Source organism: Daejeonella sp. (genome assembly GCF_044232565.1).
Taxonomy (GTDB): domain Bacteria; phylum Bacteroidota; class Bacteroidia; order Sphingobacteriales; family Sphingobacteriaceae; genus Daejeonella.
On the sequence record NZ_JBIILQ010000321.1, the window covers coordinates 1 to 12,974 of the forward strand.

General features: G+C 39.0%; 5 protein-coding genes. 2 read left to right on the top strand and 3 right to left on the bottom strand.

What is annotated here, in order from left to right; genetic code table 11:
* Together ACILQF_RS12755 and ACILQF_RS12760 are read left to right on the top strand one after the other, a co-directional pair.
* Window positions 1–3,339 (top strand): beta strand repeat-containing protein (locus ACILQF_RS12755; protein WP_395627780.1); only part of this gene is annotated, 3,339 nt, incomplete at its 5' end.
* 27 nt (window positions 3,340–3,366) lie between these two features.
* Window positions 3,367–6,837 carry a putative Ig domain-containing protein gene (locus ACILQF_RS12760; protein ID WP_395627781.1) on the top strand — a complete coding sequence of 1,157 codons (3,471 nt, stop codon included), beginning with the start codon at window positions 3,367–3,369 and terminating at the stop codon, window positions 6,835–6,837.
* Between the two features lie 486 nt (window positions 6,838–7,323).
* Here the strand turns inward: ACILQF_RS12760 and ACILQF_RS12765 are convergent, their stop codons facing one another.
* The 3 genes from ACILQF_RS12765 to ACILQF_RS12775 form a co-directional block, all read right to left on the bottom strand.
* Window positions 7,324–9,762 carry a right-handed parallel beta-helix repeat-containing protein gene (locus ACILQF_RS12765; protein WP_395627782.1) on the bottom strand — a complete coding sequence of 813 codons (2,439 nt, stop codon included), beginning with the start codon at window positions 9,760–9,762 and terminating at the stop codon, window positions 7,324–7,326.
* Window positions 9,763–10,088: 326 nt separating this feature from the next.
* Window positions 10,089–10,994 (bottom strand): PorP/SprF family type IX secretion system membrane protein, encoded by a 906-nt coding sequence (locus ACILQF_RS12770; protein ID WP_395627783.1) that lies wholly within the window; start codon window positions 10,992–10,994, stop codon window positions 10,089–10,091.
* Between the two features lie 10 nt (window positions 10,995–11,004).
* A partial coding sequence (locus tag ACILQF_RS12775; RefSeq protein WP_395627784.1) for a gliding motility-associated C-terminal domain-containing protein occupies window positions 11,005–12,974 on the bottom strand: 1,970 nt, incomplete at its 5' end.

Consider the following 12,974-nt stretch of genomic DNA (forward strand, 5'->3'; position numbering starts at 1 on the left):
CAGCTGGCTAACAAGGCAAATTCATCGGATGTAACAACCAGCTTAACCACTAAAGTAGATAAGGTAACAGGCAAAGAGCTTTCCACCAACGACTATACCTCTGCTGAGAAGACTAAGCTTGCAGCCATTACTGGCAGTAATACAGGTGATCAAGACCTAAGTGGCTACGCAACTACTTCCCAGCTGGCTAACAAAGCAAATTCATCGGATGTAACAACCAGCTTAACTGGTAAAGTAGATAAGGTAATAGGCAAAGAACTTTCCACCAACGACTATACCTCTGCTGAGAAGGCCAAGCTTGCCGCCATTACTGGCAGTAATACAGGTGATCAAGACCTTAGTGGCTTCGCAACTACTTCCCAGCTGGCTAACAAAGCAAATTTATCGGATGTAACAACCAGCTTAGCCACTAAAGTAGATAAGGTAACAGGCAAAGAGCTTTCCACCAACGACTATACTACAGCTGAGAAGGCCAAGCTTGCAGCCATTACTGGCAGTAATACAGGTGATCAAACTACGATTTCTGGTAATGCAGCTACCGCAACAAAATTGGCTGCAACTAAAAACATCAATGGAGTAGCATTTGATGGAAGTGCAGATATTACTGTAGCAGCTGCCGCAGAAACATTAACTGGAATTGTAGCTATTGCCAATGGTGGTACTAATTCAACAGCTTTAGCCACAGCTGGGGGTATTGGCTATGGAACAGGTTCTGCGCATGCCTATACTATTGCAGGCACCTCTGGACAAATTTTAAGTTCAAACGGAGCAGGAGTGCCAAGTTGGATTACACCTACTATAGCGGGCGTACCCTATACCGGAGCAAATGCTGCAGTTGATTTAGGCTCATATGATTTGAAGGTCAATAGTTTAACAATTGGGAAGGGTGCAGGTAGTGAAGCTAGCAATACTGCAATTGGTAGCTATGCACTTTTTTCTAACACAACGGGCTTCGCAAATACTGCCATTGGTGCGAATTCATTACGGCAAAACACGGAGGGATTTAGAAATACTGCCATCGGACAAGATGTACTGTTGAATAATACTGTGGGTAAAGAAAATACTGTTATTGGTAATTTTGCCCTCCTAAAAAACACCACTGGAAGTGGTAATACTGTAAGTGGAGTTGATGCTATGGAGCATAATACCACAGGAGAAAGCAACTCAGCTTTTGGTATTCAAGCTTTAAGAAGCAACATCAACGGTAGTGGAAATACCGCAATCGGACTCTTTTCACTAAACAAGAATACCTCCGGTGGAAGTAATACTGCAAATGGAAGAAGATCACTTCAAAATAATACTAGCGGTGAAAAAAATACAGGAATTGGCGAATTTGCACTTCAATCGAATATTACAGGAACAAACAATACTGCATTGGGCTTTATGGCAGATGTTGCTTCAGGCAACTTAACTAATGCTACGGCAATAGGAAATGGAGCTATAGTTTCAGCTGATCATACTATCCAACTTGGTAATACTGAGGTGATCAATGTAAAAACCAGCGGAACGATAACTGCCGGAACAATAACTTATCCAAATATTCCAGGTACCACCGGAAATGTACTAACCACCGATGGTACAGGAACTGCTAGTTGGGCCGCTGCTTCAAGTATTGCGGTACCTTATACTGGCGCAACTAGGCCTCTTGATTTAGGTGAGTTTGATTTGAAGGTAAACAGTATTAATATCGGGAGGGGAGGCGGATCAATTAATACTAACACAAGGTTTGGAACAAGCGCTTTGAGTGTTAATACGACTGGCTTTGACAATACTTCCAGTGGTTATTTTTCGCTTTATTCAAACACAACTGGCTCTGGTAATACTGCCATTGGTAAAGAAGCACTTTATAGAAACACGACTGGATCCAATAATGTTGCAAATGGTGATGGAGCACTTTACTCAAACACAATCGGTTTTTATAATACCGCGGTGGGCAAAGATGCCTTAAAATTGAATACAGATGGAAAGGAAAATACAGGCGTTGGATTGTCAGCGATGTATTCAACTACTTCTGGTAGTTACAATACATCCCTGGGTTCATCGTCACTAGATAAAAATACTACCGGAGAATATAATGTTTCTATTGGTAGACAGTCTTTGAATAGCTCTACTGAAGGAAGTTTCAATGTTGGTATTGGTGCCGCAGTATTACTTACTAATACAATAGGAAACAACAATACTGCCATAGGATATGGCGCTGATTTAGGAGCAAATAATTTAAACAATGCCACCGCCATTGGGAATGGCGCTATTGTTTCTACAAGTAATACCATTCAATTAGGAAATACAGATGTTACTAGTGTAGTTACCAGTGGAACCATGAGCGCGGCTACCTATACTGGTGTTTGGAATGGTGACATTATTGATGTAGCACATGGCGGAACAGGTTCAAGTACATTAAATTTTGTGGATCTTTCAACCAATCAAACAATCGCTGGGCAGAAAACTTTTAGCACAGATGCGATTATAAATAGTTTAACATTAGGACTAGGGGGCGGTTATATACCTTCAAACACTGCGTTTGGCGCCTATGCATTATATTCAAATACAAGTGGATCCCAAAATGTCGCATTGGGTAACATAGCATTAACAACAAACACAAGTGGCACAGATAATGTGGCAGTTGGAGCATCCACATTAAGCAACAATACCACGGGAAATACAAACACAGCAAATGGAAGTTTTGGATTATTAAGCAATACCACAGGCAGTTCAAATACAGCAAGTGGCGTAGCAGCATTAAAATTCAATACAACTGGTGATTATAATGTTGCTAATGGTTATGATGGACTATTTAATAATAGTACAGGTAGCAATAATGTAGCTATCGGAAACAGTACGCTATATACAAATACAACTGGTACCAATAATACAGCACTAGGTGCAAGCGCAAATGTTGGTGCGGCTAATTTAACCAATGCAACAGCAATTGGCGCGGGTGCTGTTGTAAGTACAAGTAACACTATTCAATTGGGAAATACAGATGTAGGCAATGTAAAAACCAGCGGAACGATTACTGCCGGAACAATAACTTATCCAAATGTTCCAGGTACCACCGGAAATGTACTAACCACCGATGGTACAGGAACTGCTAGTTGGGCCGCTCCAACATCAGTTACCGAAGCAGATGATCAACTATTTGCTACTGCTGGTCAAACTAGCTTTACTTTAACACAAATGCCAACTGCAAATAGCAAAGTAAAAATGTATGTGAACGGTATTCGAATTAATAAATTAGCGTATACTGTAAGTGGTACTATCTTAACTTATGTGCCTGCAAACAATGGTAATTATGCTATTTCTTTGAATGATAGAGTACAATTTGAGTATACTTATTAGTAGTTTAAAATACAGAACTAAATAATAATGAAAAGATATACAGAACTCATACACGTGAAGTTTAATACTATAGTAATAGCGATACTTTTATTTTGTTTAACATTTCAAGCAAATGCACAAAACACATTAGATAATTTAGGATTAACCAATACCACTAATGCCTCCGTTGCCTACTCATTTAGGTTATTGAGTTCTAATTATACCGGACCTTTAGCTCGTATAACTGTTGGGACTTCTTATTATGACGTATATCCTGATAATAGCACGAACAAAAATTTATCTTTAAATTCTCCAATTTCAGCAGCTTATGCTAACTATAATGATGTTTCAACTGGAGTAACTTCCACTTTGTTAGGTAGTATTATTAGCAGTAGCACATCTGCAACCATAGCTATTTGGTATGATCAAACTGGGAATAATAAACATGCCCTTCAGGCAACTAGCGGCAGCCAACCGAGAATTATAAATGCCGGTGCTATTGACAATAATATCGGATTTCCTGCCATGACTTTTCAGAATACAACTCAGTTGATGGTTTATCCAAATTCTGATTTAACCGTTCAAACCATCAATAGTGTTAGGTCGGCCCCGAATACTGATTGGCAAACTTTAGTTGCTGTTTCCGCCAATGCTGATTTTTCAGTTCGAGGGAATGCTGGCTCCCTCTACAATATGAGTACCAATAATAATGATTGGTCATTTGGAACCTCTCCTAATAATACTTGGATTAATCAAAATCAAAATGTTAGCTATGGCTCTACTAATATCCATACTGCTGTTATCGCATCTCAAGCTCCAGTTACTGGCACAATGAGTATCAGCACTAGTTTTATGTCGAGAGGTATGTATGGCGGGGCTGCTGTGAATGAAATTGTATTATTTCCAACAACTTTATCCGACATTGAAAGAACTACTGTAGAAGCTAATCAAATTAATTACTATCGGGTCTTTTATATAACAACGCACCCTAGTTCTATCGATCAATCTATAGCGTTAGGAGGGATACCAACTGATTTAACTGTTGCATCAGGTATTACGGGTGCAACATTTCAATGGTATAGCAATACTACGAACTCAAATTTTGGTGGAAGCCTACTTTCAGGAGAAATTAATAATACCTATACTCCAAATACAGCCTCCGAAGGAACATTGTTCTATTATGTAATTGTTTCAACACCAGCTGCATCTATAGCAAGTAATGTTTCTGGCTATATGCGTGTTGGAATTGAAATTACCTCACAACCATCAACATCTCCTCAATCAGTTGAACAAGGAACTATATTAACACCGTTAAGTGTTGAGGCAACAGGTAGTAACTTGACCTATCAATGGTACAAAAACACAACCAATAGCAATACATCGGGAATTTTAATTTCGGGAGCTGAAGATAACACATATACTCCTTTAAGTTCTGATTTAGGTACTTTATATTACTACGTTATTATTTCAGGAACCAATACTATATTAACAAGTTCAGTTTCTGGAAGTATTAAGACTAGAGTAATTTCACCAAATATTACCTATGGTATTGGAGCACAAAACTATAGTGTTAACTCAGCGATAACTCCTCTTATTGTCTCTAATTCTGGAGGAGCTATTTCTGCAATTGTATCGGTGACTACCCTTGCTGGTAGTAGTTCTGGATATGTAGATGGAATAGGAACAGATGCCAGATTTTTTTACCCCACAGAAATCACTGTAGACGCCAATGGGAGTCTCTATGTGGCAGATCAAATAAACAATAGAATAAGAAAAATAACATCCGCTGGAGAGGTAACTACCCTTGCTGGAGGTAACCCAGGATCCCTTGATGGACTAGGAACAGCTGCACAATTCAGTCGTCCCACAGGAATCACTGTAGACGCCAATGGGAATCTCTATGTGGCAGATCAAAGAAATAATAGAATAAGAAAAATAACATCCTCTGGAGAGGTAACTACCCTTGCTGGAGGTAACCCAGGATTCCTTGATGGACTAGGAACAGCTGCACAATTCTATTTCCCCACAGGAATCACTGTAGACGCCAATGGGAGTCTCTATGTGGCAGATCAAATAAACAATAGAATAAGAAAAATAACATCCGCTGGAGTGGTTACTACCCTAGCTGGAGGTAACCCAGGATTCCTTGATGGACTAGGAACAGCTGCACAATTCAATCTTCCCACAGGAATCACTGTAGACGCCAATGGGAGTCTCTATGTGGCAGATCAACTAAATAATAGAATAAGAAAAATAACATCCTCTGGAGAGGTAACTACCCTTGCTGGAGGTAACCCAGGATCCCTTGATGGACTAGGAACAGCTGCACAATTCAGTCGTCCCACAGGAATCACTGTAGACGCCAATGGGAATCTCTATGTGGCAGATCAAAGAAATAATAGAATAAGAAAAATAACATCCTCTGGAGTGGTTACTACCCTTGCTGGAGGTAACCGAGGATCCCTTGATGGACTAGGAACAGCTGCACGATTCTATTCCCCCACAGGAATCACTGTAGACGCCAATGGGAGTCTCTATGTGGCAGATCAACAAAATTATAGAATAAGAAAAATCACTCAAAATCCTTTTAAAATTATCCCAACATTGCCAAATGGTTTAACTTTTAATTTACAAACAGGTGAAATTAGCGGTTCTCCGACAGTAGTTACTCCTTTAACAACTTATACCATAACCGCAACAAATGAAAGTGGGAGCTCTAGCACAACTATAGACATCTCAACAATTTTAGTAATAGCACCAACAATAAGTAATTTTAGTAACACAACTAAATTTTATTACGATGGTTCTTATACCATTGCTCCACCAACTAGTAATAGTTCGGGAGCATTTACTTATACTTCTAGTAATACCAATATTGCTACAATAAACGGTTCTAAGGTTTCACTTGTAGGAGCAGGAACGGTAACTATTACTGCAACGCAAGCTGCAGATGCAACTTATAGCAGTGGAACTATTACTGCTACTTTAACCGTTACTGGTGTAACTGTAGTTACGAAATATGGGCAAGTTACAAGTACTGTAACAAATTATGTAAATGACAAAGGTCAAATTAATGCTGTGCAAGGAGTTAATGGCTTTGGAGAAATCAAAACAGTACACCAGAGGTACACAGAAACAACAATTCCATTTAATGCCTATTTTGATTTTGAAACTGCTACTACTTGTACTGATGATGATATGTGTAGGAATAATCCAGATTCTGATCTTAGATTCGCAGCTGGTGAAGGTTCTATACGTGCAAGAATGTGGTGGAATGAACAGTATGCTGATATGGCTTTAGTTTACGATAAAACTTTTGACCAACTCAATGCTTCCGATATTCCTAACTATTATTATTGTGATTATGTTGGTGATGGAAATGCAGCTTGTATAAATGTGGATACTCCACCAACAAATTTCATTGGAATTTATAAAACAAATAGTGGTAATTATTATGCCGTAAAGTATGTAAGTGAAACTAGTAGCGGTGTCACTTTTCAGTATCGAAAATTAAACTAGCAGTTTAATTTTCGATACTGATTTATTTTCGCTGGTGTTCTGTCAGTTTCAAATACTGCCCTAACAATATTTATTATCTGGTTATTATCTAGTAATAAAATAGCCGTTAATAAGGTATAAATTGTTGCCCTTGGTAGGTTTAAAGGCAATTAAACCCTTAATTGTAAACCACTCGGCTACGCTCTTTTTACCAAAACAATAAATCCTTCCTATACTAAATTGTTTATGGCCCATTATTTATTCCCAATACCAATGGATATTTAAACCCCATCAAAAGAGGTGATGCCATCTACCTTTTTCATTCTCTAAAACACCATCCATCCTTCCAAAAATTTGAGCTAATAATTGAGGCAATAAATAAAACCAATAGGATTATAGATAAAATTGATATCTATTTATAATTATATAGAATTTATCAATAACCAATAAATTTTTTTTTATATCAGTAAATAAACACCAGTATAGCACAAGTCATTTTTCGAAAAATTACTCATTTTTCATCTGAATGATTTTTTGATTTTGCTGGCTAAATAACACCAACTCAATCGTCCCTTTCCAACGTGCAGCATCATATTTTGCTATAACATCTTTGGTCGTATTAGTTTCCTGCGAATCAACTTTAAGAATCACATCATTTGCTTTCAATCCATTACGATCGGCCTTGCTCCCCTTGGCAACAGCAAGCACATAAACACCCTTTTCAGAATCCATACCCGTAGCCGAACGTTCACCCAATCCCTTTAATTTCTTAAGGCTTGCGCCATTCCACTCCACTATAATTTCCTCATTAGAAACCATTTCGGTATATAATTGACGCGGCAGAACTGGCTTTTTAGCTTTCGCTTGCAATGATTTATCAAGAACTCCAAACTGATTCATACTGAAGTTTTCAAAGCCAATCTTCAAGGCATCCGACTCACCCATAACACGAAAATCACCCAGGGAAGTATTTATAAATAGCGGATTGCCTGATTTAGAATTTTTATCTGTTCCATTTGACCTGGCTTTTGCGAGCGACAAAGAATCCGTGAAAAAATTACGGTCAATCAATTCTCCCCAACCATTGAGTTGTATGGGTTTATACTCATCCATCACAATGTTTCCCGTAAAGGTATCATGGCTATTTGCAAACCAAACATGCGGATGAAAAGAGTTATTCACCATCACATTATTTTTTACCGTTCGATAAAATCCTTCACGCAATTTTATTCCTCCATTCAAACATAGATTATTAAAAACCTTATAATTTGAACTGCCATCATCTAGATCAATATCCCAACCGTTATCGCAACGAAATCGATTGTTCCGAATGGTAATTGGGCGTATCACATCGGCTAATATCAGTCCCGGAGACTGCTCTACAATCTTCTGAATGGTGCTATAAACCGGATGCCAAAACCTATCCCTACCCCAGGAATTAAATGCCCCATGGTCGCCTGTTTCCATCACTGTATTAAAAACATCATTGAATGCGATATCATGACCACCCCAGCATCCATCACCAATATTAATTCCTGCACGAGGCACATCATAAATCGTATTATGATGCACAGCAATATCCATCGACATACTTATTTGAACTCCTGCTGCTTGTTTTTCAATCCTCCCAATGTTTTCAATAAGATTGTTTTTTGCAATACATTGTGCCGGGTAATTATTACTGAGCGGACCAGGTGTTTTATCAATTAGATCAAAAGGTACAAATTTATTGTATTCAAAACTCGGAGATCGAACGGCTGAGGGATCACCAACGAAACATATTCCATTAGCTCCAGCATTCGAAATATGACAGCCACTAATCTCTGTATTGCGGTTATAATTAGTAACAAAAATGGCATTTCCTCCAACTGAATTGATAAAACACTTTTTAATAGAACAATTACGAGTTCCTTCAAATAGGACTGTAGCACCTCGGTAAATTGCCCAATCGCTACGAAGAAGAGGCTCTTTAGTATCCATAAATGTTCTCAGAGTATGAGTCAGTTCAAAACCTTGAATACTTATATTTTCAACCGGCGACTTTTCTGACCCCCTAAATTCAAAAAGACTTTTTAACTGTGGCACTTCAATGAGCGCGTCAAGTAAATTCAAATTGGCTGGCGGATAAAAATAAAGGGTTTTTTCTTTAGCTGCATAAAACCACTCACCTGCCGTATCTAATTCTTGGCGAATATTTTCAACAAAACGGATTCGATCGTGCATTCCCATTTGACGATTATTTTGCCATCCACCGATGGTTTTAAGATCCCCATTAGAATCCTTTTCAGTAATCTGTGAATGAAAGCCACCCCATTCATGCTTGTGCAAACTATGAATAAAGCCGCCTGCTGGATCAGACCATTTAGCAATGCGCTCTTTTGAGATGGCATCTGCTGCAGAACCATTGTAATATTTGGCGGCACTGTTAAAGTTGGGGTATCTTGCCATCGACTGCAATTTGCCATTTACGAACAATTGTTCAATCACCAATGAATCTTGAATTTTAGCTTTATAAATAAGTCCTTCATGCTTTTCCCAGTTCAACTTCAATGGCAGACCACCGCTAATTTTCACATTTTCATCGGCATAGGGCTTGTAAATTAGTGGGCTTTTCTCATCAGGTCGTGAGTCGGCAGCCGAAAAAACAAGGGGTGCCTTTAGGTAATGAGTTCCTGCTCTTAAATAAATAAAGGCAATCGACTTATCCTTTCGGGCTAAAGACTGGGCCCTTGCAATACTGGCTAAGGGCTTTTGTAAAGTGCCGGGATTATTATCATTTCCATTCACTGAAATGTAAAGTTCGTTGCGAGGGCTAGCCTTTTTAATCTGGGACTGAACCTCTGCAGAAAAAACAGTTGAAAAAAACAAAACCAAAACAAAGTGCACACTAGAAAACCAGAAGCGCTGGAGCATTGAAAATAAAGTATTGGTGTGTTTTTGTTCCATCGCGTGGCTATTTTATTTTTCTGACAGAATGTAATTCCTGTTAAGATGAAATTAAGCATTCCCAATAATAAAACAAGGAGTAAAAGTGGGGATGCTAAACTATTACATATATTGGTTGTTGAACCAACACAACAATGGCCCTGCATAATCATAGCTCAGCAAGTTCAATAATCAGTTATGACGGAAACGAGGATTGCCGCTAGGGTCAATTATCCCTCATTCAGCGCTGAACGCTCGCCCAAGAAAAAATTTTGAAATCCATAAAAAAAACCTGCCTTATTCTTTCAAATAAGGCAGGTTTTACTTGGCTTGATACCGAAATATTTTTATTTCTTCTTCTTCTTAATTAGGTTTTGAACGTTTACCTGCAAAGCCAGCTCAAATGTTCCCAGTACATAATCAGAAATTGGGCTCTGTGCATTATTGTACATCCCTAAAAACTGCCATTCATTATTGTGTAAATAGCTAATGCCAAACGTTGAACTCTTATTGGTATGGTATATTCCTGTAAAGCCAAGCTTGTTATTTGATGTTCTTACTTCCGCCGCGATATCAACAATATCCGTATAGTTTTTGATGTTACGATAAGCTAACTTGGTATTGATTTTCCATTCTGCCATTGGTATCGAATAAGCCGCTCCTACATAAAATAGGTTGAAGTCAGTACCCAAGTTTAAATCGCCATTATCTTTACTGAACTGCGACTTTAAGTTGTATACCGCACCATCCACACTAAAACGATCACTGGTATAACCGAAGCCAAAATCACCATCAATCAACGCCTTACGATCGTTAAAACGTGCGATATTCCGATCATTAGGGTCGCCAATGATATTCTGAGTGTCGAAGTTAACCGTTTGCACACCTAAATTCATTCCGAAATGCAATTTACCAGAGCCCTCATTAACCTGTAAGGCATAAGAATAGGTTCCATACATTTTGGTATGACTTACATCACCTGCCTTAGCATTAATCACTGAAAAACCTGTACCCACCTTTTCTTTGCGGTGGTCCATGGTGAAGTTCTGATCAATAGGTGCCCCTGGCACATTACTCCACTGATTACGATAGCCCAGGTTAACTCGCAAGCCTCCATCTAAACCGGCCATTGCCGGATTAGCCAGGTAACGGTTTTGGAAAAATTGGGCATCCAACAAACTGATTTGTGAATACGAATTCATGCTGAACATCAGCAAAAAGGAAAATATAAATAGATGAACTTTAGGTCTCATTATGTATTAATTATTTGTTTGAAAATAGTGTGATATATCCAATTTTAGGACGTGTGCCTGGACCAAGATTAATTACATAATAGTAAGAGCCCTCATGAAGTGTTTCTCCATTCAGCTGACCATTCCATGAATTCTGGTAATTTTTTACATTAAAGATTACTCTTCCTGCTTTATCAAATATCTTGACTTCATTATTTGGATACGTGCTTAGATTCTCAATCGTCCAGAAATCGTTCACTCCATCACCATCGGGACTTAACACGTTATTTGGCGTAATGTTGTAATCCTCAAGTACTATAACTGTAATGTAAACATCCGTAGAAATTCCTTGTGCATTGGTTATTCGAACCGTATAGGTAGTGGTTTGATTTGGCCTTGCTATCGGATTCGAAATATTAGTTGCACTCAATCCTGTAGCCGGACTCCATGCATATTTAACAATGCCACTACCACTAAGGTTAAGGTTTGCACTATAACCCTTACTAATGGTTACGCTTTGTTTAACTGCTGATGATTGACTATTTCGAGCAAGATTGGCACTACCCATCAATACAGGTGATTGAAGTACCGTGATTCTAATTGCTTTATCAACGGTTAAGCCACCTGCGTCAGTCGTTTTAACAACAATATCGTAAATGTTCTTAGTTCCGTATACATAAACCACATTAGCCAGTAACTGGTTGCCACTAATCTTAAAGGCTGCAACATCGCCACTAACCAAGGTATAGGTATGTTTATCGCCACTATCTTGATCCGTACTGCTTAGATTACCTATCAGTGCACCTGTAGCATTGTTCTCATAAATGGAGACTGCGCTCAATGCGATATCCGTAGGTGTATCGTTGATGTTGATTACAGTTATAGTAATCGCCTTCTCATATGTTAAGCCACCAGCATCTGTGGTACGAACACGAACCGTGTAGCTACTCTTAGTTTCGAAATCAAATGCTACTTTAGCTTTTAGATAATTACCATCTATACTAAACATAGCATTATCTGTACTTCCAGTGCCACTTACTAAGGTGTAGGTATGCTTGTCGCCGCTATCTTGATCTGTACTGCTTAAATCACCTATGATTGCGCCAATAGAATTGTTCTCATTAATTGTTATTGTGCTCAACGCTAAATTAGTAGGAGCATCATTTAGGTCAGTTATCGTAATGGTAACCGCTTTCTCAAAGAACAATCCACCTTGGTCGCTTGTGCGTACACGTACACTGTAGCTATTCTTAGCCTCAAAATCTGGACTAGCTGTGATGCGAAGGTTAGCTCCGTTAATGTTAAACGCTGCATTGTCGGTGCTGCCTGTACCGCTTACTAAAGTATAAGTAAAGGTATTGCTTGCATCCTGGTCTGTGCTGCTTAATGCACCAACAGTAGTATTAGCGGCTACGTTTTCATTAACAGCGCTTGCGCTCAATGCCAGGTTTGTTGGCGTTTCGTTAAGGTCATTTACCGTAATGGTAAACTCTTTCTCAAAGAACAAGCCACCTTGGTCGCTTGTGCGTACACGTACCGAGTATGATGATTTCACTTCAAAATCTGGACTAGCAGTGATGCGAAGGTTAGCTCCGTTAATGTTAAACGCTGCATTGTCGGTGCTGCCTGTACCACTTACTAAAGTATAAGTAAAGGTATTGCTTGCATCAGCGTCTGTGCTGCTCAATGCACCAACAGTAGTATTAGCGGCTACGTTTTCATTAACAGCGCTTGCGCTCAATGCTAGGTTTGTTGGCGTTTCGTTAAGGTTATTTACCGTAATGGTAAACTCTTTCTCAAAGAACAAGCCACCTTGGTCGCTTGTGCGTACACGTACCGAGTATGATGATTTCACTTCAAAATCTGGACTAGCTGTGATGCGAAGGTTAGCTCCGTTAATGTTAAACGCTGCATTGTCGGTGCTGCCTGTACCACTTACTAAAGTATAAGTAAAGGTATTGCTTGCATCAGCGTCTGTGCTGCTCAATGCACCAACAGTAG

Bases quoted from the DNA above. Each gene is read 5' to 3' on its own strand.
- ACILQF_RS12760 (WP_395627781.1), top strand. From the start codon at position 3,367: ATGAAAAGATATACAGAACTCATACACGTGAAGTTTAATACTATAGTA.
- ACILQF_RS12765 (WP_395627782.1), bottom strand. From the start codon at position 9,762: ATGGAACAAAAACACACCAATACTTTATTTTCAATGCTCCAGCGCTTC.
- ACILQF_RS12770 (WP_395627783.1), bottom strand. From the start codon at position 10,994: ATGAGACCTAAAGTTCATCTATTTATATTTTCCTTTTTGCTGATGTTC.